This is a genomic window from Desulfobulbaceae bacterium, assembly GCA_013792005.1.
Classification (GTDB): domain Bacteria; phylum Desulfobacterota; class Desulfobulbia; order Desulfobulbales; family VMSU01; genus VMSU01.
The window spans coordinates 1-24,150 of sequence record VMSU01000060.1; the positions used below are offsets into that span (position 1 = coordinate 1).

The 24,150-nt window shown below is 48.9% G+C and carries 19 protein-coding genes and 1 pseudogene; 15 read left to right on the forward strand and 5 right to left on the reverse strand.

Annotation, left to right across the window (positions count from 1 at the left end):
- The first annotated feature begins 738 nt into the window (after positions 1 to 738).
- The 12 genes and pseudogenes from FP815_03390 (at position 739) to FP815_03445 (ending at position 12,341) form a co-directional block, all read left to right on the forward strand.
- A complete protein-coding gene (locus FP815_03390; GenBank protein ID MBA3013980.1) occupies positions 739 to 2,106 on the forward strand; it encodes a CoA-binding protein in 1,368 nt (455 codons plus the stop codon).
- On the forward strand, positions 2,100 to 2,789 hold the full coding sequence (locus tag FP815_03395; protein ID MBA3013981.1) for an acetyl-CoA synthetase: 690 nt from the start codon (positions 2,100 to 2,102) through the stop codon (positions 2,787 to 2,789). Before FP815_03390 ends, FP815_03395 begins: the two co-directional genes overlap by 7 nt.
- 865 nt (positions 2,790 to 3,654) lie before the next feature.
- Positions 3,655 to 4,488, forward strand: a complete 834-nt coding sequence (gene ccsB / locus FP815_03400) for a c-type cytochrome biogenesis protein CcsB (GenBank protein MBA3013982.1) — start codon at positions 3,655 to 3,657, stop codon at positions 4,486 to 4,488.
- Positions 4,489 to 4,557: 69 nt separating this feature from the next.
- A pseudogene (gene htpX, locus FP815_03405) lies at positions 4,558 to 5,394 on the forward strand (zinc metalloprotease HtpX).
- A gap of 308 nt (positions 5,395 to 5,702) precedes the next feature.
- Complete coding sequence (locus tag FP815_03410; GenBank protein ID MBA3013983.1) at positions 5,703 to 5,834, forward strand: hypothetical protein; 132 nt, start codon at positions 5,703 to 5,705, stop codon at positions 5,832 to 5,834.
- A 173-nt stretch (positions 5,835 to 6,007) separates the two neighbouring features.
- Positions 6,008 to 6,211, forward strand: a complete 204-nt coding sequence (locus tag FP815_03415; protein ID MBA3013984.1) for a hypothetical protein — start codon at positions 6,008 to 6,010, stop codon at positions 6,209 to 6,211.
- 92 nt (positions 6,212 to 6,303) lie between these two features.
- On the forward strand, positions 6,304 to 6,609 hold the full coding sequence (locus FP815_03420; GenBank protein MBA3013985.1) for a hypothetical protein: 306 nt from the start codon (positions 6,304 to 6,306) through the stop codon (positions 6,607 to 6,609).
- Positions 6,606 to 7,544, forward strand: a complete 939-nt coding sequence (locus tag FP815_03425; GenBank protein MBA3013986.1) for a 1-phosphofructokinase family hexose kinase — start codon at positions 6,606 to 6,608, stop codon at positions 7,542 to 7,544. Before FP815_03420 ends, FP815_03425 begins: the two co-directional genes overlap by 4 nt.
- A 164-nt stretch (positions 7,545 to 7,708) precedes the next feature.
- Entirely contained in the window at positions 7,709 to 9,409 is a 1,701-nt protein-coding gene (locus FP815_03430; protein ID MBA3013987.1) for a potassium channel protein, read from the forward strand.
- A gap of 293 nt (positions 9,410 to 9,702) precedes the next feature.
- Entirely contained in the window at positions 9,703 to 11,022 is a 1,320-nt protein-coding gene (locus tag FP815_03435; GenBank protein ID MBA3013988.1) for an HlyC/CorC family transporter, read from the forward strand.
- A 104-nt stretch (positions 11,023 to 11,126) separates the two neighbouring features.
- On the forward strand, positions 11,127 to 11,951 hold the full coding sequence (locus FP815_03440) for a hypothetical protein (protein ID MBA3013989.1): 825 nt from the start codon (positions 11,127 to 11,129) through the stop codon (positions 11,949 to 11,951).
- Positions 11,952 to 12,068: 117 nt separating this feature from the next.
- The gene (locus FP815_03445) at positions 12,069 to 12,341 is read left to right on the forward strand and encodes a hypothetical protein (GenBank protein MBA3013990.1); all 273 of its coding nucleotides are present in this window, start codon (positions 12,069 to 12,071) and stop codon (positions 12,339 to 12,341) included.
- Positions 12,342 to 12,461: 120 nt separating this feature from the next.
- Here the strand turns inward: FP815_03445 and FP815_03450 are convergent, their stop codons facing one another.
- The 5 genes from FP815_03450 to FP815_03470 are packed head-to-tail and all read right to left on the reverse strand — an operon-like array spanning position 12,462 to position 19,637.
- Positions 12,462 to 14,060: an ABC transporter ATP-binding protein gene (locus FP815_03450; GenBank protein MBA3013991.1), complete on the reverse strand. Its 1,599-nt coding sequence runs from the start codon at positions 14,058 to 14,060 to the stop codon at positions 12,462 to 12,464.
- 2 nt (positions 14,061 to 14,062) lie between these two features.
- Positions 14,063 to 15,082: an ABC transporter permease gene (locus FP815_03455; GenBank protein ID MBA3013992.1), complete on the reverse strand. Its 1,020-nt coding sequence runs from the start codon at positions 15,080 to 15,082 to the stop codon at positions 14,063 to 14,065.
- Positions 15,083 to 15,094: 12 nt separating this feature from the next.
- Positions 15,095 to 16,150, reverse strand: coding sequence for an ABC transporter permease subunit (locus FP815_03460; protein MBA3013993.1), 1,056 nt, complete (start codon positions 16,148 to 16,150; stop codon positions 15,095 to 15,097).
- Positions 16,147 to 17,949, reverse strand: a complete 1,803-nt coding sequence (locus FP815_03465; protein MBA3013994.1) for an ABC transporter substrate-binding protein — start codon at positions 17,947 to 17,949, stop codon at positions 16,147 to 16,149. Before FP815_03465 ends, FP815_03460 begins: the two co-directional genes overlap by 4 nt.
- 56 nt (positions 17,950 to 18,005) lie before the next feature.
- Positions 18,006 to 19,637 (reverse strand): GAF domain-containing protein, encoded by a 1,632-nt coding sequence (locus FP815_03470; protein ID MBA3013995.1) that lies wholly within the window; start codon positions 19,635 to 19,637, stop codon positions 18,006 to 18,008.
- 190 nt (positions 19,638 to 19,827) lie between these two features.
- On the opposite strand from FP815_03470, the gene FP815_03475 reads away from it, so the two are divergent.
- The 3 genes from FP815_03475 to FP815_03485 all read left to right on the forward strand — a co-directional run.
- The gene (locus FP815_03475; GenBank protein ID MBA3013996.1) at positions 19,828 to 21,111 is read left to right on the forward strand and encodes a 3-isopropylmalate dehydratase large subunit; all 1,284 of its coding nucleotides are present in this window, start codon (positions 19,828 to 19,830) and stop codon (positions 21,109 to 21,111) included.
- Positions 21,112 to 21,123: 12 nt separating this feature from the next.
- On the forward strand, positions 21,124 to 21,639 hold the full coding sequence (locus FP815_03480; protein ID MBA3013997.1) for a 3-isopropylmalate dehydratase small subunit: 516 nt from the start codon (positions 21,124 to 21,126) through the stop codon (positions 21,637 to 21,639).
- Between the two features lie 24 nt (positions 21,640 to 21,663).
- Positions 21,664 to 24,150 (forward strand): DUF349 domain-containing protein (locus FP815_03485; GenBank protein MBA3013998.1); only part of this gene is annotated, 2,487 nt, incomplete at its 3' end.

Consider the following 24,150-nt stretch of genomic DNA (forward strand, 5'->3'; position numbering starts at 1 on the left):
CAGATCTACTGCGTTGCGTGGCGGTTTTGCTCGTTCGGCATACCATATGTATGGCCTCACTCACAAAACACACCCCGCGCCTTACATATCGTACCTTTTGCTTAGCCATCCCCGGACTTTTTGCGAGATTGTCAAAGATATGCGATTTATATTGGACCGGGTCGTTGGTCAATATAAATCGCATATATTGGGTCTCTCGCGATACGTGCAGACCGTCTCGGGTTGATTTAAGTTAATCTATACATAATTATAATTGTAACTATCCAGCAGCACCACATCTTGCGGCGATCGGCCCGGCTCATGTAGACTGGCTACGCATCGCCGGTCCGCTTACCGCAATCTGTGGCGCTGCTGAACAGTTACAGTTACGAATAGTCACTCCTATTTCGGTAGGAGCTGGATAGTTACTTGTAATTTTCGTTTTTATCTAACTATTATGGCTAAATTATCTATTTGCTCTAATTGTTTTTTTGTATTAATCTTGATTTAACTACATGAAAAATCGCAATAATTATGAGTTTGTCAAGGAAAGGAATTAACAAAAGACGAACTAAGCCGATTTTGGAGAACCCAAGAAGATTTTCTCTCGATTAATCAATGTGAATGGTTTTTTGAAATAAAACTGGAATGAATGGCAACTTATCAAGTTGGGCAGCATACTCGAAGGTCAATAAATGATCCGCCTTCACGACATTGGCCAAAGTCAAAACAACTAAAGAATGAACCAAGGGAGATTACATGGATCTAAAACCTCTGTTTGCACCTACAAGTATGGCGGTTTGTGGAGTTTCTCTCAGCAATGACCGGCATCCTGCCAATGTGATTTACAACAAGAACCTCCTGCGCTTTCCGGTGCGGATGTACCCGGTAAATCCCCGTGGGGGCACACTGCGAGGCGAAAGGGTGTACACGGGCATTGACCAGATTGACGGAGATGTTGACCTGGCGGTTATCGCCGTCCGGGCGGAGCATGTGGCTGTGATCCTGGAGCAGTGCATCGTAAAAAAAGTGAAAGGCGCGGTAGTTATCTCCGGCGGTTTTGCCGAGGCGGATAGACAGGACCTGCAGGATCAAATTGTGGCAATTGCAAAAAGAGCGGAGTTTCCCTTTGTCGGACCAAACTGTCTGGGGATCTATGCGCCGTCCCTGGTTGATACTTTCTTTCTGCCCAGTGAGCGGATGGTCACCCCTGAGAAGGGCAAAGTTGCGATTGTCAGCCAAAGCGGCGGCATTTTAGTGGATCTCCTGGTGAAATTTGCGGGGGAAGGCATAGGACTTTCGCTGGCTGTCAGTATCGGCAACAAGGCCTTGGTTAAAGAAGAACAACTTTTGGCACACCTGGCAGAGGATGCAGCCACCTCTGTTATTGCTTTTTATATTGAAGGCTTCGGGCACAAGGAAGGTCGTAGGTTTGTGGAGGCCGCGAGAAAATGCAAGAAACCGATTGTCGTTATGAAGGCGGGCAAAACCAGTGGCGGCCAAAGAGCGGTTTCCAGCCATACCGCCTCTTTGGCGGGCGATTATAAAGTCCTTTCCGATATTTTTTCACAATATGGTATTATTGAAGCAAGAAATGAACTGGAACTGCTCTCCTTTTGCGAATCATTAAGCAACTATCAGAGTTGTTCGGTTCAAAAAATCGGCATCATTACCGGCAGCGGCGGTCACGGCGCCATGGCGGTTGATGCCTGCATGGCCCATGACCTAGAGGTGCCGCTGTTGTCGGAATCTGCGCAGAAACTGTTAAGAGATTCCCTTTCACCAAGCATTCAATCAATTGCCGCACTCGGCAACCCCCTTGACCTCACCGGCAGCGCCGTGGAAGATGATTTTGCCACGGCCACCTCCGCCATGCTCGAATCCTCGGAAATTGATTGTGTTTTGGTTTTGCTGCTTCCTTATCTGCCGGGGATCTCCTCCGATCTCAGCGCCCGCATCAGCCAGCTTGCCAAAAAGGCCGACAAACCATTAATCGCCTACGTGCCGCATGTGGATAAATACCGGATGCTCATCGAAGGTTTCGAATTGAATCAAGTGCCGGTATCGCCATCAATCGAGGGTGCTGTCTTGATGGCCGAGGCACTGCGAAGGAGATCATCATGCTAACAAGCAAGATCAAAGATATTATCGCCATGTCTGCCAGGGAGTACGGCTGGGTAATGGAGCCGGATGCCAAGGATATCCTGCAATTGGCCGGGGTCGCGGTCCCCGCCTACTGTTGGGCCAAGAGCCCGGAGGAGGCCCGAGATTTTGCGGCAAAACAAGGGTATCCATTGGCCATGAAGATTGTTTCGCCACAGGTCCTGCATAAGTCGGATGTGGGTGGTGTCATGATCGGCATCGACACCGATGCGGCATTGCTTGCCGGCTTTGAAAAAATGAGCAGAATTGAAGGCTTTGCCGGTGTTCATCTTGAGGAAATGTGCAGCGGCATCGAACTGATCATCGGCGCTAAAATTGACTTTCAGTTTGGCCCGGTGGTGATGCTGGGCCTTGGAGGTGTCAGCGTGGAAATTTACAAGGATACAGTTATTCACATGGCCCCTCTGCACAGAAATGATGTGGAATCAATGGTGCACAAACTCAAAGCCCGCGAGCTTTTCGAAGGATTTCGCGGCGCCAAGGCGGTAAACATGGAGTCCCTTGCCGATCTTATGGTTGCCTTTTCCCGGCTGGTGGTCGATGTGGCGGACGAAATTGAATCCATTGATCTGAACCCGGTTTTCTGTAATGAAAACCGTTGCTTGGCAGCAGACGCGAGAATTATTCTGCCATCCGAAATACATTGAATTACAAGGGACGCAAAAACTTAGTTCCACGCCTGGGCTGGCTTTGACGAACAGAATCCCCCGCAGAAATGAAGTTCAGTGCTCAGTCCTCTTTTTGCTTTCAATATACAAACAATCAAGTTTGTCATCATCGGGTATCCATATGTTTTTCGTAACTACACAGGTTAACGGTAATCAGTTATCGGTTTAGAGTTAAAAGAATCATGGTTTGTCATTAATCATCGCATGATACTCAATGCCAGTGTGTTCTCAGCCATTGGCAGGACCCATTCACCGTTAACTGTCAACTGTCAACCATAAACCGACAACTTGAGTAGTTACTGGTTTTTAAATAATGTTTTTCTAGTGTCCGGCGCCGAGTCGAGTGTTTTCTTGGGGATTACAATCACTGCGATGATAATTGGCAGTGTCAGGCGGAATCGCTCACTGGCCTTGCGTATACTCCCCTAGCCAATGACAATAAACAACTTGATGTCAATTAATCCACTCCATAACTTCCGATTCGTTTTTTTCGAACCATTGTAGCTAAATTATCTATTTGTCCTAATTGTTAATTTGTATTATTCTTGATTTAAATACAGGAAAAATCGTAATAATTATGCGGTCATTTAGGCAAGGAATTGACAGAAAACGAGTTGCTCCAATTTTTGAGAACCCAAGGAAATTTTTTTCACTCGATTGATCAATGTGAATGGGTTTTTGAAATTGATCTGAAATGGATAACAGCTCGTGATCGATCAGGGCAGCTTAGTCATTGATTGATCAGTTGCCAGTACTTTCTTCTGCCCCAGCCAATCACTACCTGTTGTAATACTTCCCCGACAGAGTCATCTATTTCGAAAAAGGTCAATAAAAGAGGTCTACCATGGACAGTTCACAACTACTTGGCATCACAACATTCGCCTATTTATTATCTGCGGTTGTCTATATTGGACTTTTCGTTTTTCGCGCCACAAAATTTGGTTTTACTGCAACCACGATCACAATTATCGCCTTTCTGATCAACACTGCAGGGATCGGTCTACGGTGGATTGAATCTCACCAGATGGGAATAGGCTATGCTCCTCTGTCAAATATGTATGAATCGTTGGTATTCTTTGCCTGGTCCATCGCCATTTTTTATCTGTGGCTGGAATTTACATACCAAAACCGTTTTTTGGGCGCGTTTGCTATGCCCTTTGCAGCCATAGCCATGGGACTTGCTGAATTAAAAAACCCAGCTATCACTCCCCTTGTGCCTGCCTTGCAAAGCAACTGGCTCATCGCCCATGTGGTTACCTGCTTTATTGGATACGCTGCTTTTGCTGTGGCCTGCGGCTTTGGCGTTGTATTTATAGTAAAAAACAGCAAAAGCGCAATGAAGGTAGAGGGGAAAATTCTGTTGCAGTTGCCTCCTTTGAAAATCATTGAAGATATAATCCACAAGTCATTAATTTTTGGTTTTCTCTGGCTCACCATAGGCATCATCACCGGGGCAATCTGGGCCAACTCCGCCTGGGGGACTTATTGGAGTTGGGACCCGAAAGAAACCTGGTCGATTATCACTTGGTTCATATACGCTGCAGCTTTGCATTTCCGTTTCACAAAAGGGTGGGGAGGAACAAGACTCGCCTGGATCTCCATTGTCGGTTTTGCGTCGGTGATGTTCACCTACTATGGAGTGAACTACGTGCTTTCCGGACTGCACAGTTACGGATAAGGGGAGCCTGATGTTTACACAACGCAAGTTACGAAAATATTTCATAACAGGAGGGGGGCATTAACGATGGTGAATACCATGAAAATCTTTTTACTCATGGCGGCATTGAGCGCCCTGTTCATGGTTGCTGGCCAGATCATGGGAGGGCAGGGTGGCATGGTTATGGCGCTGTTCATGGCGCTAGGGATGAACTTTTTTGCCTATTGGTTCAGTGACAAAATAGCCTCAACGATGAGCCGGGCCAGACCTGTGAGCAGTTCTGAGGCGCCAGAACTCCACTCTATGGTTAAATATTTGGCAGAAAGAGCCGGATTGCCTACACCCAGCATATACATCATGTCGGCAGAGACCCCTAATGCCTTTGCCACCGGGAGAAATCCTCAACATGCTGCCGTGGCGGTAACAGCAGGGCTGCTTCGTCTGTTGAACCGTGACGAACTGGAAGGTGTTTTGGCCCACGAGTTGGCCCATATCAAAAATCGTGACATCCTGATAAGTTCTATTGCTGCAGTCTTTGCTGGCGCGATCAGTTATCTGGCCACCATGGTCCAATGGGCTATGATTTTCGGCGGCAGAAATAATGATGAAAAAGGAGGTGGGAACGTAATAGGTTCTGTTGTTATGATGTTTGTTGCTCCCATGGCTGCCACGATAATCTAGATGGCCATATCCCGCAGCAGGGAATACATGGCTGATGCCACTGGTGCAGAAATCTGCGGTAAGCCGCAAGGTCTGGCAAGCGCCCTCAAACGATTGGAAGAGTATAACCTGCAGCTTCCCATGCAAATTAATCCGGCCACCGCTCAGATGTATATTGTTAATCCGTTGAACGGCCAAACCCTGTCACGGCTGTTCAGTACGCATCCTCCAGTCCAGGAGAGAATTAAGAGACTGGTTACTTTTTAATATGAAATGCGATCTCTTTATACTTTATCAAGCGTGAAAGTTAACAAAGAGCCAATTAAGGATGGGTCAACAAGATTCACTTGTAAAATATTGAAACTCAAATCGTAACTATTCAGCTCCAACCCCAAAATGAACATATACCCGGAACTGTAACTGTCCAGCAGCACCACATCTGCATCAGCGCGAAATAAGCCTGCGAGCTTATAGCCCGTCTATGTGAGCAGGCTTATGACAAGGCAGATGTGGTGCTGCTGGACAGTTAAGTTACCTCAAATCAACCATCAAGAGACAAAGTAAGGAGACAATAAATGAAGTGTTCAATATGCACAGATGTAAACCTCACAATATCAGACTGTCAGGGTATAGAAATTGACTATTGTCCGGAATGTCGGGGTGTTTGGCTTGACCGTTGTGAATTAGACAAAACTGGATTCGTATAATAAATGCATAACCTCTGTAGGTAGCTGAAGAGAAAAACAAAGAAAAGGAATCCGGAAAGTATCAGCATGGATCGCAGGGTTACTACAAAAACGAAAAAAAACGAAAAAGTTTTCTTAGTGAACTGCTGGACTTTTAATCGTTTTTTAATAAAAGAAAAAAGAAGGGGAAAACAATGAAAAAAACTAGCCAATCGGCAACGACTCTTAAGTCACTTATCCATCATGCCATCTCTGATTTGGAGATAACTCCATCCGAATATAATGAGATTATGGCCATGGCTCACGATGATGGAGTAATAGATCAAGAAGAAAGAGCGCTTCTGGTCCAGTTCCACCAGATGATCAGTAACGGGACTGTTAAAAGAGTACGAGAGTAAAGTAGACAATATATTTGTCATATTTGTCTTGGCAGCTTTCTTTCGCGGGATTTGATCGGTCTCATTTTTTGTGGTGGTGCTCGAGGAGAAAAATGGGAGACCATAAAACAGTAACTGCTCCGACAGACTGGGGTCACCGGCTCTCATCTTATCCACAAATTTATGCCCTTTCACAAGGAAAAGACACTGCTCTTTTTGACCACCGGAAAAAAATGATGACTTTTTCTGAAATATATTTTTCATCATTGTCAATGATTCTGGTTTTTACCAGACCTGTTTTGACTCAGAGGGAAATTACGGTTCCCATTTTGATTCAAAATCTTCTTGTCTCAGTGTCATTGATCCGATTACTAAACAGCGAACAACTACGTTCTCATAGGTTAGAGGTAGATGATTGAAAACAATTGTTACGTTGTCCATGAACCCTGCAATAGACAAAAGTTCAAGTATCGAACATGTTATTGCAGAACGAAAACTATATTGTAAAAAACCTCAATTTGAGCCAGGTGGCGGAGGTATTAATGTCACTCGTGCTATAAAAAAATTGGGAGGAAAATCTTTTGCTCTCTATCCCGCAGGGGGGGCGGCAGGTGAAGTTCTCAGGAACCTTTTGGATCAGGAAGGACTCGATCATCGTCCGATTGTGATTAATGGGTGGACCAGAGAAAACCTCGTTGTGGCCGAAGAATCAACAGGGCAGCAGTACCGATTCGGTATGCCGGGACCGACCTTGTCTGACGAGGAATGGCAACGGTGCTTGCATGAGTTGTCTGTTATTAATTCTAGGATTGATATCATTGTCGCTAGCGGGAGCCTTCCGCCTGGAGTTCCAGATGATTTTTATGCCAGAGTAGCTCGTATCGGTAAAGATCTTGGCGCTAAGGTCATTGTTGATACGTCCGGCGAGCCTCTGCAATTCGCACTGAGCGAAGGCGTCTATCTGATCAAACCAAATATCCGTGAGTTCAGAGAATTGGTAGGGAAAGAGATAATAGATGAGTCGGAGATTAAGAGCAGGGCAATGGAAATTATCCGGAGCGGGCAATGCGAAGTGGTGGTAATCTCTCTTGGCGCTGCCGGTATTTTGATGGTGTCACATGAAGATTATGAACGTATCCAAGCGCCGACCGTACCGATTGTAAGTAAGGTGGGAGCCGGAGATAGCACGGTTGCTGGTATTGTGCTGAGCCTCACGCGAGGAAACTCGCTCCGAGATGCTGTCCGTTTCGGTGTCGCCGCAGGTGCTGCAGCCGTCATGACCCCTGGCACAGAGCTGTGCCGAAGGGAAGACACAGAGCAACTTTTCGAGCAGATGATTTCGAGGAACATATAACATTTAATCTGGTAATATTTTTTTGGTTGTTTTTTGGTGAACGAATCTGTTTTGTCGAGGGCTGGATATTCTCTTTATGAGTGATGCGTCATCTGCTAACTCCCATGGTAGACTCCAATTTCACGATTTTTTTGTGATCAACCACCACAACTTACTGACTAACGATGAAATTCATCCCTTCCCAGCTCTCTCTCTTTCTCCTTGACAATAAAGAGAGTAGAAATTTCAGACTCTTACTCCGGTTTTTCCTGGTTCTCTCTGCCATAATCACCTCATACAGTGTCCTGTTCCACTTCCTGATGCTTCTTGAAGGAAAAAAATACAGCTGGATCACGGGATTCTATTGGACGCTCACTGTTATGTCCACCCTTGGCTTTGGCGACATCACCTTCAAAAGCGATGTAGGGTTGATTTTTTCAATAGTCGTTCTCTTGACAGGTATTGTTTACTTGCTCGTAATGCTGCCGTTCACCTTCATCAAGTTTTTCTACGCACCGTGGCTTGAGGTCCAGTCAAAGGCAAGAACTCCTCGTGAATTACCAGAGGACACTAAAAACCATATTATTCTTACAAATCTTGATGTGATGACTGAGGAACTCATAAAAAAGCTCCACACGAACAAATACGAGTATGTAATCCTAGTTGACGATATGCAGAAAGCGCTCAAGATCCACGACTTAGGATATAAAGTTGTGATTGGTGACTATGGCGACCCTGAAACATACAATCGATTACGTATCCAAGAGGCCGCTCTTGTAGTTGCCACCAATGATGATATGATAAATACCAGTATAACTTTCACGATTAGAGAGGTATGCGCAAAAGTACCTATTGCCACTAATGCCGACGATGACCATTCCGTTGACATTTTAAAAATCGCTGGCAGTACTTATGTTTTCCAATTTATGAAAGAACTCGGCAAGTCACTGGGGAGAAGAACTATCGGGGTCAGCTTAGGAGCCAATATTATATGGATGCACGATCAGCTTTTCATCGCTGAAGTTCCTGCAATGCGTACTGGGCTCGAAGGAAAAACACTTGCCGAAATTCGACTAAGAGAAAAGACCGGGGTAACGGTTGCCGGTCTCTGGGAAAGGGGGAGCTTCAAAGGAGCACATCCACAAACATTAATCACTTCTACGACAGTGCTGGTCCTGGCAGGCTCAGCGGAACATCTAGAAAAATTCGATGCCCTTTTTTCAGTCTCCTCAGATATGGTATCTACAAAGCAGCAAGCCCTGATTTTAGGAGGAGGAAGAGTCGGTAATGCCGCAGCAGAAGCTCACGAGCAACACAAAATTCCCTACAAAATTGTGGAAAAAAGCCGTGCACTTACCAAAAACCATGATCATTGCATCCTGGGTAATGCTGCAGACATCAATGTGTTACATAAAGCTGGGATCATGGATGCCCGCTCAGTCCTCATTACCACTCACAATGATGACATCAATATATATCTCACCATCTATTGCCGCAGGCTGAGACCTGACATTCAGATCATCAGTAGAGCAAGCGATGAGAGAACAGTATCGAAACTGCACCGGGCTGGAGCTGACCTGGTAATGTCATATGCCTCGATGGCATCAAACTGCATTATGAATCTGTTAAAACCAGATCAGACATTAATGGCTGTTGAAGGGCTAAGTATTTTTCGCACCTCAGCAGGAGAAACACTTGCAGGCAAATCCCTCGTTGAAAACAGAATAAGGGAAATGACGGGATGTAACGTGGTTGCGATTTCTCGTGAAGGTAAACTAAGTCTCAACCCTGATCCGGAGATGATCCTCCAAGAGAAGGATGAACTACTCCTTATCGGAACCGTGGAGGCTGAAAAACAATTCAGGGAGCACTACAATTTGAGATGACCACAGGCCTTAAGTGGCATCGATAAAAATGGGTCCAATTGACAATGCTGACAATATTGTCAAAAAAAATAGTAACTATCCACCTTCTGACCCAGAAAGGTGCCGAAGCCCAGAAACGTAACTGTTCAGCAGTGCCGCAGATGCTAGGCAGTTACAAAAAAATATTCGAAATTTTCCACAAACACGGGCACAATACGCACGGGCTAAGCACGCATCTCATATTATCTACGGCTCAACTCTGAGAGTTGAGCCGTAGATAATATTAAACTTCAATCAGGATAGAAAATTCTTATATGAGTTTGTTTTGGATTGAAATAGGAGTAATCATTTTTCTTGTTTTCTTGAACGGGTTGCTCGCGTTGTCGGAGCTTGCTCTTGTTTCAGCCAGGAAGACGCGATTGGAACAGATGGCGAAAGAAGGTGATGCAAGGGCATACACCGCGCTGAAACTCGCTAATAAACCAGACGGATTTTTATCTACCATCCAAATCGGCATTACGTTTATCGGTATTCTTGCGGGTGCTTTTGGAGGTGCGACCATTGCGGAATTACTAGCGCCATATGTTGCTGTTATCCCTTTACTCGCCCCGTACGACGAGACCATCAGCGTCGCAATCGTGGTTATCTGTATAACTTATTTATCTCTGATAATCGGCGAACTTGTTCCTAAACGGCTTGCTCTCAATAATCCTGAAACGCTTGCCCGCTTCGTTGCCCCCACGATAAATCGCCTTTCACGACTGGCGTATCCGTTGGTGTTTTTACTTAGCGGGTCTACAAATGTGTTGCTTCGCATTTTCCACTTTAAAGCTTCAGTCGAGTCAGTTGTAACAGAAGAGGAAATAAAATTGTTGATTGGCAAGGGAACACAAGCTGGGACTTTTCAAGAGTTTGAGCAGGAGACGATCGAGCGTGTCTTTCGCTTGGCTGATCGTCGTGTGTCAGTCTTGATGACACCCAGAAAGGAAATTATCTGTCTCAACCTGAATGAAAGCCAAGAGGAAACAAAACGCAAGATTGCACAGCATAAATATTCATCCTATCCCGTGGTAAAAGATACTCTTAACAATGTTGTTGGAGTTATTAGAGGAAAAGAGTTGCTGTCACTTGTTATGGAAGAGAAACCGTTTAATTTACAAAAAATATGCCATAAGCCTCTTTTTGTTTCTGAGACAACACCAGCGGTTAATGTATTGGAGTTATTTAAGAAATCTGGAATGCATATCTCTTTAGTGGTGGATGAGTATGGCGAAATCCAAGGACTCGTTACATTCGGAGATATTTTGCGCTCCGTCTTTGAAGACGTTGAGGATACAGTTGAAAGCGAAAGAGAAATAGTGGTGCGCGAAGACGGTTCCCTGCTGATATCCGGAAGTCTGCCGCTGGATGAGTTCATGGATTACATGGAAACTGGAAGACTGAGCGAGAAAGAGCAAGCAGGGATGAACACCGTAGGCGGTTTCGTAATGGCGAAACTCGGGGCTGTGCCTTCAGAAGGGCAGCTTTTTGAGTGGAAAGGGTTGAGATGCGAAGTTGTTGATATGGATGGCAGAAGGGTTGACAAAATTCTGGTATCACGGGTAAAAGTCAATAAAGACACTGAAAAACTGTAAGATGAAAAATAGTCGCTAACAACCACATTAAAGCCGATACCTGATTCGACGAGAAGCTTTCAGCAGGAAGAAGAGTTTTGAATCGTGATTCACGGAGGAACACTATGGAAATTTCACGAATAAAACCTTTTGATTTTTTCATTTTTCTTTTGTCGCTTATCGCTTTGTTTGCTGCCATCGGATTGGCGGCATTTTATGAAAATAAAGATAATCCTCTCGATGTTCCATTCCTCTTGCGTCCCGATACGTATGATAAAGTATTCCCATTTTTATTGGGTACCGTAGCCATTGGCGGTTTTGCGCTTGCCTATAGCCGCGTGCAGAGATCAAAGGAAAGGATTCTCTCTGAGCGTCAAGTAGCAAAAACTGCTCTCGATAAGCGAGTTCAGCGACTTCAAGAAGTTTACGAAATAGTGCTGACATTTTTTCAGAATGTCAGACTCCAGCGTAGGCGTCTTCGGGGTGCGTTCATTCATGGACAGGAAAAAGGGTGTTGGAAAATACGGCGAGGACTTTTTGAAGAGGTCTCTATCGCCTTGAATGAGGCGCAATTAGATGGAGAACGAGTGGTGAAAACCTTTGACTTTGAGCATGATGCCTTGAAAGGCAAAGCAATTCCTACTGAAAGTGAGAATGAGCGACTTAAAAAACTGCAACACGATCTGAAATCTCAGATTGGGGGAATCCAAGGGATACTGCGCAACGTGCTGAGAACAGCGGAGTGGCAGGGCATAACACAAGGTACATCCAATGATGAAGATCTCATTATTGTGCCAGAGGGGTTCGTGAAATTTGCTGACTCGAGCACAAAGGGAAACTTAGGGTTCCGAAAAATTGGTGAGCACTTCGATGCGTTTGCTGTCAATATCGTTGAACGCATACGAGAGCTTGAGTCGGAATCGAATTCTTTTGGCGAAACACAGTCATGACGGGTGTCGGAATGTCTACATAGTTCTACACCCGGTGGATGCGTCACGGTTATCTGTCATTATTTTGAAATTCATGGGCATTCAGGTAGAATTATCCAATATTACCAGGAGTAACCTATGGCACAGAGTAAAGAGGGTATTTGTGAGGAATGTGGAAAAGATTACAGTGAAATACAGACATTATGTGGGCATTGCGGCTATTCTCCTCATGGCGCGACCTTAAGGGTAAACGAAGATCCGCATTGGAAGTGCGGAGGGTGTGGAAGAACTGTTCAAACTCCGACACCACCAGAAAAATGCCCAAGTTGTGGTGAGATTTGTGATTTCAAAAACATCACCTGCTATACTCCTGAATGCGGAGGGCCGGGAAATATAGATCCTCAGCTCTGATCTCTCTTCGCTGGGGCTGGTTATAATTATGGCTCAGTTGGCGAAAGAATGTTTTGGAAGTGACATAGAAGTACCTCTGCTGTGATTCAGCGCCAGCGTGTGAGTGTGACCGGGGCGCGGTCAGCTCATTGTATTAAGAAAGGCGGCGGAGAGCAGGGCCTTGGTGTAGGGGTGACTAGGGACAGAGAAGATGGCTTCTGCCGGACCTTGTTCGACAATTTTCCCTTTTTGCATCACTGCCAAGTCGTCTGCTAAGGCGCGGATTACCCTCAGATCATGGCTGATGAAGAGGTAGGTCATCTGGTATTTGGCCTGCAGGTCCTGCAGCAGGGCAATGATTTGGGCTTGGATTGTCATATCTAAGGCAGAGGTCGGTTCGTCCAGCATTAAAAAATGGGGTTTGAGGATAATGGCCCTGGCTATGGCGATGCGCTGACGTTGACCGCCTGAGAATTCGTGAGGGTAGCGGCTAGTCATGGTTGGGTCTAGTCCCACCTCAAGCAAGGTCTCCTCGATGCGGGTGGTGACTTGAGTCTTGGTCATGCCTGGTTCATGGACACGAAGTCCTTCGCCGACAATCTGGCCGATAGTCTGGCGAGGCGAGAGGGAGGAAAATGGGTCCTGGAAGACGATCTGGAGATGACGGCGATATTGGAGCATCTGCCGGGCAGGGCAGGCCAGGAGATCGATTGTGCCGTAACGGATCTCGCCGCTGGCATTGAGTAGTCGAAGCAGAGCCAGCCCCAAGGTGCTTTTGCCGGAGCCTGATTCACCGACGATACCAAAGGTTGTTCCCTGACGGATGGCAATATCGACACTGTCCACGGCTCTGGTCATTTTAGCCTTACGGCGAAAAAAGGCCGCTTTTTCTGTGAAGTCAACTGTAAGGTTTTTGGCCCAAACAACTCTATTCTCGTTAGTATTATATGTCTTTATCCGATGCGGAATACTCGCCAGCAGTTCCTTGGTATAGGCTTCCCTTGGTTGATCAAAGATCGTCTCCGTTTTCCCACTCTCGATCATTTCCCCCTGTTTCATAATGTAGACCCGTTCGGCGATCTTTTTGACCATGACCAGATCATGGGTGATCAACAGGATTGCCATACCCATTTCGACCTGGATCTCTTTGATTAGCGCCAGAATCTGGGCTTGTATCGTTACATCGAGCGCCGTGGTCGGCTCGTCGGCAATCAGCAGATCGGGTCGGCAGGCCAAGGCCATGGCCAGCATCACCCGCTGTCGCTGGCCGCCGGAGAGTTGATGAGGAAAATGTTCGAACTTGGATTCAGCTTCAGCTATACCGCAACGATTGAGGAGGCGGATAGCCTCAGTTTTGGCCGCATCACGAGTCATGTGCTGATGAAGCAGCAGGGGTTCCAGGAGTTGGTGGCCAACGGTATAAACCGGGTTAAGCGAGGTCATAGGCTCTTGGAAGACCATGGCGATCCGGTTGCCGCGGATATGACGAATCTGGTCTTCCGACATGATCAATAACTCTTGATCGTTATAGATAACCGAACCACGTGTCTCTACCCTGGCCACCGTTTCCAACAATCGGAGGATGGTGAGGGCGGTGACTGATTTTCCGGACCCGGACTCTCCCACTAAAGCGACAGTCTCGCCCCGGTCTAAGGTGAGCGACACGTTGTTGACCGCAGGTTGCGCTGCTTGGTCATCAGTGAAGCGAACGGAAAGGTTGGTGATGGTCAGCATGGTCATCGCTATACCTTCCTTGGATCAAAGGCTTCGCGCAGGGCCTCGCCGATAAAGATTAGCAGCATCAGGGTTCCGACCAGCACTGCGAAACTACAAATGGAAAGCCACCAGGCCTCGATGTTGTTTTTGCCCTGAGCGAGAAGCTCACCTAAGCTCGGCGCCGGAGGCGGCACTCCGAGCCCTAAGAAATCGAGACTGGTGAGGGCGATGATGGCCCCGGACATCCGAAAGGGGAGGAAGGTGATTACCGGGGTCATGCCATTGGGCAAGAGGTGGCGGAACATGATGGTGACATTGCCGACGCCTAAGGCCTTGGCGGCGAGTACATAGTCAAGATTCCGACCCTTAAGAAATTCGGCCCGGACATAATCGGAAAGCCCGATCCACCCGAAGAGCGACAGCAGGATCAGGAGCAGTAGCGCTGATGGCTTGAAGATCGAAGAGAAGATGATCAGGAGATAGAGTTCAGGCATTGAGCCCCAGATCTCGATAAAGCGTTGTGTTAGGAGGTCGATCTTGCCGCCAAAATAACCCTGCACCGCACCGGTGATGATGCCGATACCGGTGCCAATAGCAGTCAAGGTCAACGCAAAAAGGATGGAGAGGCGGAAGCCGTAGATCAGCCGAGCCAGAACATCACGGCCCCGATCATCGGTACCCAAAAGGTTCGCCGAACTGGGAGGTGACGGCACTGGCTGATCAAGTCCCAGATTGATCGAATCAAAGCTGTGGGGGTTGATCGGAAAGAAGGCGTGGTTGCCCTGGGTGGTCAACCGGGTAAGGATGAAGGGGTCACGATAATCAGCTTCGGTATCGAAATCACCGCCAAAGATGGTCTCGGGATAGCTCTTCAGCACTGGAAAATAGAGGCTGTCCTGGTAGATAACCAAAAAAGGCTTGTCGTTACTGACCACCTCAGCCATCAGAGTGACAAAGAAAATCATGGTGAAGATGATCAGGCTGACCAGACCCCGGCGGTTGGTGCAAAACCGCCGCCAGCGCCGTCTGCCGATACTATCGCGAATGCCAGCCATGGTTCACCTGTCCTCCATGCTGCCAAACGAGATGCGGGGGTCGACCAGCACATAGCTTAAGTCGGACAAGAGCCGAGCCACCAGGCCGATGATGGTGAAGAAGTAGAGGGTGCCCAGGACCACGGGGTAGTCTCGATTCATCATCGATTCGTAGGCGAGCAGCCCCATGCCGTCGAGCGAGAAGATAGTTTCGATCAGCAGTGAGCCGGTAAAGAAGGCGGCGATGAAGGAGCCGGGAAATCCGGTGATGATGGGGATAATGGCGTTCCTGAAGATGTGGCGGTAGAGGACTGCGCCCTCGCTTAACCCCTTGGCCCTGGCAGTGATGACATACTGCTTGCGGATCTCTTCGAGGAAGCTGTTTTTGGTGAGCAGTGTCATTACCGCCAAACTGCCGATCGTACTCGATATCACCGGCAACACCATGTGCCAGAGGTAGTCCAGGATTTTGTGGATCAGGGGCAGTTCCCGCCAATTATCTGAAACCAGGCCGCGCAGAGGGAAGATATTCCAGAAACTGCCGCCGCCGAAGAGCACGATCAGTAGAATGGCAAGAACAAAGCCGGGGATGGCGTAACCGATCAGGATGGCGACTGAGGTGGTGACATCGAAGGTAGAACCGTCCCGCACCGCCTTTTTGATGCCTAAGGGGATGCAGGTGAGATAGGTGATAAAGAAGCTCCACAATCCGAGCGACATGGAGACCGGTAGCTTGGAGATTACCAGATCAGCCACCCGGCGGTGGTAATAATAGCTCTCCCCGAAATCAAAGCGGAGGTAGTTACTCATCATGGTGACAAAACGCTCTGCCGGCGGTTTATCGAAGCCGTAGATGGCCTTCAGTTTGTCCATCTGTTGCTGATCAAGACCCTGACGACCCTGATAGAGACCGGTGCGACCGGCGCTGGCCTCAGCACCTGCCCCTCGGCCCTGGATTTCCGAAAGCATCCGCTCTACCGGACCGCCGGGGACGAACTGGGTTACGGTAAAGGTGACCAACATTACCCCGAACAGGGTCGGGATCATGAACAGGAGGCGACGAAGGATATAAGAGGTCATGGTCCAGTCAGCCACCAGGTCATCAGCGCCTGATCGGGCTGATAGTAGAGGGGCAGGGTGGCGGGCTTGCCGAAGCGGTTCCAATAAACCAAGCGGTGATTGGCAACGTACCAGTTGGGGACCAGATAGTAGCCGTACCACAAGACGCGGTCGAGGGCCCGGCAGGCGGCGTTAAGCTCATCTTGTTTTTCGGTATAGATGATCTTGTCCACCAGGGTATCGATGATAGGGTCTTTAAGGCCGATCAAATTACGCGAGCCCTGCTGGTCGGCGGCGCTTGAGTGCCAGTAGTCACGCTGTTCGTTACCGGGCGACTGAGATTGTCCGAAGACGTTGACCACCATGTCGAAATCGAAATCCTTGACCCTGAGCGAGTAGAGGGCAGGGTCTATCGTTCGGTAGGTGGCCTTGATTCCTAGTTTTTGGAGGTTGTTGACATAGGGCTCGATAACCCGCTCGAAGGCGGATGAGACTAGCAGAACCTCGAAGGATAATGTATCACCCGAGCTGTTGGTCAGGGCATTGTTCTTGACCTGCCAGCCTGCCTCAGTCAACAAGGTCTTGGCTTGGTTCAGGTTTTGGCGGAGGCTGTGAGGGGGCTTGGTGGATACCGGGGTAAGCTTTGTGGTGAAGACCTCGGAAGGCAGCTGATCTTTAAATGGTTCCAGAAGGTTCAGCTCAAGGCCGGAAGGCAGGCCGCTTGCTGCCAGATCGGAGTTGCTGAAATAGCTGTTGCTCTGGGTGTATTGATCAAAAAACAGGGTGCTGTTGGTCCACTCAAAATCAAAGGCGAGCGCAATAGCCTGGCGAACCCTGCGGTCGGCAAACTGGGACCGTCGCAGGTTCATGACAAAGGCCTGTATCCCGGCGTTGTTACGATGAGGCAGGGCCTCTTTGATGATCTTCTTCTGCTCGAAGTTGGAACCGGTCAGATCTCTCACCCACTGCTTGGCGATATTGACCGGCATGAAGTCAAAGTCATGGGCCTTGAAGGCCTCGACCGCTACCAGTTGATCCTTGTAATACTTGTAGGTGATGGTGTCAAAGTTGAACATCCCTGAGCGAGTAGGGTGAGAGGCGCCCCAATAGTTCGGGTTACGCTGATAGGTGATGCCCTTGCCGGGAATGACATCCTTGACTGAGTAAGGACCGCTGCCGATGGGCGGAGTAAGTCCTTCACCGTCCGAGAACGGGTGTGCTGTGTAAAAGGCCTTGGACAGTACAGGCAATTCACAGGCGATGAGATGCAGTTCTCGGTTTTTGCGGCTGAAACGAAAAACAACTGTGCCAGGCTTGGGGATCTCGACAGCAGCAATATCCTGAAAATAGCTCTGGTACGAGGGATGGGCGGCATCACTCTTCAAGGTGTCGAGAGAGAATTTGACATCTTCAGCAGTGACCGGGCTACCATCGGAAAAGCGAGCTTCAGGGTTTAAGGTAAAGGTGACGGAGAGGCCGTCGCTCGCCAGTTCAATGTCTTTTGCAATCAACCCGTACATGGCGAATGGTTCGTCCAGGCTTTTGACTGCCAGAGGCTCAAAAACCAGTGAGGATAGGCCTTCCGGAGCTGTGCCCTTCAGGGTGAAGGGATTCATCTTGTCGAAGCTGCCGATGTCAAAGAGGATCAGCGTCCCACCTTTTTTAGCTTCAGCTGAGGTGTAGTCAAAACGGGTAAAGTCGGCGGGATATTTCAAAGTGCCGTCAAGGCTTACCCCGTGAGCGGCGAGGAGAGGAGAGGCTGACATCAGCACAAGGAGAGCCAATAACAGGGCAGCAAGGGAGTGGTTACGCTTTTTCATAGACAAGATAACTTAAGGTGGTTGAAAGTAAACATCGAAGAGATGGCAATGAGTCATCAGGATGACGCTAAGATGTCACCCAGCGCCACCGCGATTATATTGGCAATCATCACCAGCAGGGCGGCATCGTCATCGGTGAAACCATCTGGTTTGTCATACATCTCCATCACCCCGAACCGACCACTGTTGTGGCACATGGGGACAGCCAGAATAGATTGCGGAGGGTTTGGTGAACGTCGATCCAAAGCTTTTTCAATGCGAGTGTCTGTGTCAATGGAGTTAATAATGGCGGCTTGTCCGTGGCTGAACACCCAGCCAGCAAGACCCTTGTCCGCAGGAATGGTTTTCCCCTCAAAGTGCTCCCTTGCCAGCAGGGTTGAAACGGCAACGATCATCTCATGACGATCAGGTACTGCCAGGAGGATTGAGCCGCCGGAACAACCTATCTGTGAGGCGGTCAGGGAAATGATCTGTTGAAAGACCCAAGGATCATGACAGGCCCCGTGAAGCATGACTGATATTTTAAGCAGGAGTTCAATCTGTTCACGATCAAGAGACGAGAAGTCTCGTGGTGGCAAGACTTGGGATATCAGACCTTGGCTGAGAGTTGCCGGACTGATTGCCCCCATGCTGATTAGAATATCGCCAAGGGTCTTTTGTTCAGTAGCGCCGTTGCTCCAGTTGAGGAATCGTCTCTGAAATGAGACGATTTGAGGTGGTGGTAGTGGATTTGCCAAGGATTTTTGCCTTCTCAAGGCCTCGGCGAGTTGGTCTTGAGAGATAGCTCCCAAGCTTGTTAAGATTGAACCAATGCGCTGCCATGGAGAGTCTTTGCCTAAGAGTTGGACAGAAAGGTTGGCAACGATGCTTTCAAGGTAGGGGTTGCGACCGTTACCAAAGAAATTGACCAGATAACTATAGACATTGCCAAAATTACGAAGTCTTGGCAGGACTTTGTGTTCATAAAAATTGACGGTCTCGTGTAAAAGGGCTTCAGCCGAGTCAAAGACACGGTGGCCTTGGCGCTCAAGTTCTTTTCGCCCGATAATAGTGTAGGCTTCTTCGAGCTCTTGAAATAGAGCGCGAATATTGGCTATGTAGTTGAGGTCAGACATCTGCGCGATCAAGTCTGTAGTCCCCAGAATCGAAGCCAGCCGTCTGGTGAGAGGATCGGGGAAGGATTCATCCAGGTCAGGAGTGTGGTTGAACTCAGTGGTGTCGAGCAAGGCTACGGTTTGGTTAATGCGTGAAATCGGCCAATCCCTGCTTGTAAGGTACTCTGCAAGGATCCGTTTACTCCGCGCCACATGGTCGAAGGTGAACTTGCCGCCGAACCCTATGGTGTCGCCACGGTCTTTGATATAGCCGCTGTCGTGGAACAGAGCTGCGGTGACCACCGTCACAAAATGATCTTGGGAAAAACTTTCAGGTTCTGATCGATTCCAACCAGCGACAATCCGCGCCGTAAGCAAGGCGACTTCAATGCTGTGCTGAAGGGTGTGGTAACCGACTTGGCAAGGCTCGTAAGCCGGCCAATGTCCTTGGTAGAGTTCAACCACATCGTGTAGGATTTCGCCTAAACTGGTAGATCCAGCCTGGTACTCTTCCTGGAAGATAGTAGAGATCAGGGAGATGGTGTGGAGAGGTTTTTCCTCAAGTGTGGGAGTATCGTTACTATGCGCCATCATAAAACTTTTCTTTTTTGTGTGACCTTGGTATACAATACTTCCTTTTTTAGGGGAGGTAGATCCCTGTTGGCGGGGACTGAGTAGCTACGGTTAACTAGACCGCATAACAGAGTTAAGATGCCATCGGAACTCCCCGGCTTTTTGTGGTAGTCTACAGACATTTTAGAAAAAATTCAATGGAGTAAAAACCATGGGCCAGACCATTACTGAAAAGATTTTTGCCGCACATCACCGCGACAATCCTTCTGACGACAATGTCGTCTTGGATATCGATGTGGTGATGTGTCATGAAATCACTACGCCTATCGCCATCAACGACCTGATGGAACGGGGCATGGACCGGGTCTTCGATCCAACCAAGATCAAAGCGGTTATCGATCATGTTACCCCGTCCAAGGATTCTAAAACAGCGACCCAGGCCAAGATTATTCGTGATTGGGCCAAACGGCAGGGGATTAAAGATTTTTTTGATATCGGCGCCAATGGCGTTTGTCATGCGCTGTTCCCGGAAAAAGGATTCATTCGTCCAGGGTACACAGTAATCATGGGCGACTCTCACACCTGCACTCATGGCGCTTTTGGGGCGTTTGCCGCCGGGGTAGGGACTACGGATCTTGAAGTTGGCATTCTTAAAGGAGTATGTTCGTTTAGGACCCCGCAGACCATTAAGGTGATTATCAATGGCCTTATGCCTAACGGAGTGTATGCCAAGGATATCATCCTTCATATTATTAAGACCCTGACAGTCAAGGGTGCCACAGATACGATCATGGAGTTTGTCGGGCCGGTAGTGGAGGCCATGACCATGGAGTCGAGGATGACTCTGTGCAATATGGCGATCGAAGCCGGAGCCACCTGCGGAGTCTGTATGCCGGACAAGATCACGGCTCAATACCTCTGGCCATTTATCAAGGACCAATACGCTGATATCGATCAGGCCGTCACCGATTTCAGACGATGGCATTCCGATGCCGACGCGGTCTATGCAAAGGAGTTGACCTTCGATATCTCCTCTCTTGGACCTCAGGTTACCTATGGCTACAAGCCGGACGAGGTTAAGGACATTACCGACATGGCTGGTACTCGCATTGATCAAGTCTATATCGGTTCATGTACTAATGGCCGCTTGGAAGACCTGCGGGAAGCAGCGAAGATTATAGCTGGACGCACCATTGCCCCTGGAGTACGTGGAATTTTATCCCCAGCAACCCCTGCCATTTATAATCAGGCCCTAGCCGAAGGGTTGATTCAGCAATTCATGGCCGCAGGTTTTTGTGTTACCAATCCAACGTGCGGGGCCTGTCTTGGCATGAGCAACGGCGTTCTTGCCGCTGGCGAAGCCTGCGCCTCAACCACCAACCGCAATTTTAACGGGCGGATGGGCAAGGGAGGCATGGTTCACCTGATGAGCCCGCTGTCTGCCGCCGCCGCTGCTGTCGCTGGGACGATCACCGACCCGCGCACCTTTCTTTAAGGAGAGATCATCATGAAAGCTTTCGGAGGGTCCACCCTTTTTCTGGACCGTAATGATATTAATACCGATGAAATCATTCCCGCCAAGTACTTGACGGAAAATTCTAAACTGGCCTTGAAACCCTATATGCTTGAAGACCTGCGTCTGCCCGATTTCAATCCGGCAGGCGAGACGGCGCAACAGGCCAAGGTGGTCGTTACCCGGCAAAATTTTGGCTGTGGCTCATCTCGGGAACACGCCGTCTGGGTCTTCGAAGTCAATGATATCAATGTAGTCATTGGCGAGAGTTTTGCTCGGATCTTCAGGCAGAATATGTTCAACTGCGGGATGTTGGCGATTGAACTGCCGGCGGCTGACATAGAGGCGCTGTTTACTGCCCGTCCTACCGAGATTGCTGTCGATCTCGACAAGGGGCAGGTGATTACCAAAGGGGCAACGGAAGTAGTGTATCCCTTTATCTTGAACTCCTTTGATCGTGATTTGGTTCTGGCCGGTGGGTGGCTGGCCTATGCCGATAAAAAATATTAATCAGTACCACTCTGATCCGAGGACATGGGTTTATTTAATTTTTTCAAGCCGAAGTGGCAACACAGGGATCCGACAATCCGTCTGAAGGCAGTGCAGGGTCTGTCTGACTCTGACCGTCAGATCTTGATCCAGATAGCCACGACCGACCTTGACCAGAGGGTACGTCAAGCGGCTCTTGCTGGAATCGACGATTGGCGAATCCTCACCTCTCTTGTGAGCGCTGATGTTGGCCCTGTGATCGTGCAGGAGATTAAACATCGAATTGATCTGCTGCAACGCAATGCTATCTATGATGCGCAGGGATTGGAAGCCAAGCGGACAGCTCTTGCTGCCATCAGTACGGACGAGTTGCTGGCTGAGATAGTCTTAAGTGACCTTGAGCCCGAGATTCGACAGGCTGCAATTGAGAAAATTGGCAATCAGGCGGTATTAGCCGAGCTTGCTACTAAAAATTGCGGCAAGGGTCCGGCCCTTGCCGCAATCGATAAAATTGATGATGAGTCTCTGCTCCGCCTGGCGGCAAGGAGTGCCTCCAATCGGGTGGCTCGGGCCAGGGCTCAGGCCAAGTTGGAAGAGATTGAGACGGCCAGAAATAAACCAGACCCAGAAACAGAACGAAAGCTTGAGCTGGCAGATCTTATGGAACGGGTCAGAGCGCTCACTGAAGCTATCGATGCCGAGGCAGCCTTGAACGAATGCCGTCTGCTTCAACGAAGGTGGCGAGAGATCGCTGAAGGGGATTTGGGCAGTGCGGAATTTGAACAGGACTGCGTTGTTATTCGCAATCGGCAGCAGGAACATGCAGCCAAGGAAGCGGCACAAAGGGCAGAGGAGGATGAACGAAACAAACGTCTGACCCACTTGCAGCAGATACTTGCCGAAATCGAGATTCTTGCTGGGTCGGCAACTGGGGATGAGGAGTCCCGGTTCGAGACGCTCAAGCAGCAATCAGCTGAGATCATCCAAGAGATAACCCCGCCTGTGCCCGACACCATTCTCCTTCGTTATAAAGCTTCGACAGAGACCTATGCCGAGAGTCGCATCCTGGCAGCTCAAGAAAAAGAGCAGGAGGTCAACCTTCTTCACCACCTCGATTCGGTCGCCTCTTTGATTGAGCTTCTTGATCTGGAGCCGGCCATCAAGGAGCTAGCCGAGGCTCAGCGTACCTTTGATAACTGGCGGCCAGTACTCATCAACAGAAAGCAGGTTGCCGAACGGCTCACCCTGCTCCGCGAACTGCAACAGGCAGGCTATGCTCGGCGCGATGAAGTCGAGCGTATGCGATTAGAGTCCAATTGGCAGCGGCGTCAGGAACTCCTGGCAGAAGCGAAAACCTTGCTATCGACAGATGATGTTAGGGTAATAGAAAAGCGCTTTACCGAACTTAAAACACTGTGGCAGCAACCAGTTGATCTGCCTGCTGGGACTACCGACCTTGATCCGGAATTTGCTGAAGTTTCGACTACTGTCGAAGAACGATTGGACGTCGCTGAGAAGGAAGCATCATGGCTGCGATGGCAGAACAAAAATTTAAAGATGCAGGTAATTACAGAGGCCGAGGCCCTGGAAGGTGAATCAGATCTGCATCGAGTATTTAAAAAAATAAAAGAGCTGCAGGAGCAGTGGCGGATCATTGGTCCTGCCCCGGCCAAGGATGAACCTGTGTTGTGGCGGAAATTTCATGAGGCCACTGATCGCAACTTTACTCGCTGTAGAGAGTTTTTTCAACAGCTCGATGCGACAGCAGAACACAACCTTCAGGAAAAAATCGGTTTACGCGATGAAGCGACAGCCTGCCAGGATTCGAGCGAGTGGCAGAAAACCGCAGAATTTATCAAGGCACTGCAGGCACGGTGGAAGGCGATTGGCCGAGGCCCTCAGGACAAGGAACAGGAAGTGTACGCCGCTTTTCGTGGGGCATGTGATCATTTTTTCGGGAGACGCAAGGTCCATCACGCCGAACTCGACCATGAACGTCAGGCCAACCTTGGTAGCAAAGAGGCGCTATGTCAGGAGGCAGAGGCCTTGGCCGATCAACCAGATATCGAGCACAAAATAAAGTTTCAGGAGTTGCAGACATCCTGGAAGAGCATCGGACCTGTGCCAAGAGATCAGGAAGAGGCCATTTGGCAGCGGTTCCGGTTGGCTTGTGACCGATATTATGGTTGGCTCGACAGCCTGCGTCCGGAGAATTTTGCCATCAAGGAGGCGTTGTGTATCGAGGTGGAGGAGTTGACCGCTCAAGCTGGCCCGGACACCAATTTCACCCAGGTTGCCAAGAAGGTTGTTGGTCTGCAGCGCCGATGGAAAGAGATCGGTCCAGTGCCCAAAGAGGTGCAGGATGCTGTTTGGCAACGGTTCAAGGGGTGTTGTGACGCCTTTTTTGAGGTCAAGGCTCGCCAGGATGAGGCTATTGATCAGCAGCGTCCTCACAATCAGGCAGAGAAGGAGGCCTTGCTTGCCCGGGTTCGTGAGTTGAGCGCCGCTCCATCGATTACCAAGGAAACAGTC

Bases quoted from the DNA above. Each gene is read 5' to 3' on its own strand.
- FP815_03390 (MBA3013980.1), top strand. From the start codon at position 739: ATGGATCTAAAACCTCTGTTTGCACCTACAAGTATGGCGGTTTGTGGA.
- FP815_03395 (MBA3013981.1), top strand. From the start codon at position 2,100: ATGCTAACAAGCAAGATCAAAGATATTATCGCCATGTCTGCCAGGGAG.
- ccsB (MBA3013982.1), top strand. From the start codon at position 3,655: ATGGACAGTTCACAACTACTTGGCATCACAACATTCGCCTATTTATTA.
- FP815_03410 (MBA3013983.1), top strand. From the start codon at position 5,703: ATGAAGTGTTCAATATGCACAGATGTAAACCTCACAATATCAGACTGT.
- FP815_03415 (MBA3013984.1), top strand. From the start codon at position 6,008: ATGAAAAAAACTAGCCAATCGGCAACGACTCTTAAGTCACTTATCCAT.
- FP815_03420 (MBA3013985.1), top strand. From the start codon at position 6,304: ATGGGAGACCATAAAACAGTAACTGCTCCGACAGACTGGGGTCACCGG.
- FP815_03430 (MBA3013987.1), top strand. From the start codon at position 7,709: ATGAAATTCATCCCTTCCCAGCTCTCTCTCTTTCTCCTTGACAATAAA.
- FP815_03435 (MBA3013988.1), top strand. From the start codon at position 9,703: ATGAGTTTGTTTTGGATTGAAATAGGAGTAATCATTTTTCTTGTTTTC.
- FP815_03440 (MBA3013989.1), top strand. From the start codon at position 11,127: ATGGAAATTTCACGAATAAAACCTTTTGATTTTTTCATTTTTCTTTTG.
- FP815_03445 (MBA3013990.1), top strand. From the start codon at position 12,069: ATGGCACAGAGTAAAGAGGGTATTTGTGAGGAATGTGGAAAAGATTAC.
- FP815_03450 (MBA3013991.1), bottom strand. From the start codon at position 14,060: ATGACCATGCTGACCATCACCAACCTTTCCGTTCGCTTCACTGATGAC.
- FP815_03460 (MBA3013993.1), bottom strand. From the start codon at position 16,150: ATGACCTCTTATATCCTTCGTCGCCTCCTGTTCATGATCCCGACCCTG.
- FP815_03465 (MBA3013994.1), bottom strand. From the start codon at position 17,949: ATGAAAAAGCGTAACCACTCCCTTGCTGCCCTGTTATTGGCTCTCCTT.
- FP815_03470 (MBA3013995.1), bottom strand. From the start codon at position 19,637: ATGATGGCGCATAGTAACGATACTCCCACACTTGAGGAAAAACCTCTC.
- FP815_03475 (MBA3013996.1), top strand. From the start codon at position 19,828: ATGGGCCAGACCATTACTGAAAAGATTTTTGCCGCACATCACCGCGAC.
- FP815_03480 (MBA3013997.1), top strand. From the start codon at position 21,124: ATGAAAGCTTTCGGAGGGTCCACCCTTTTTCTGGACCGTAATGATATT.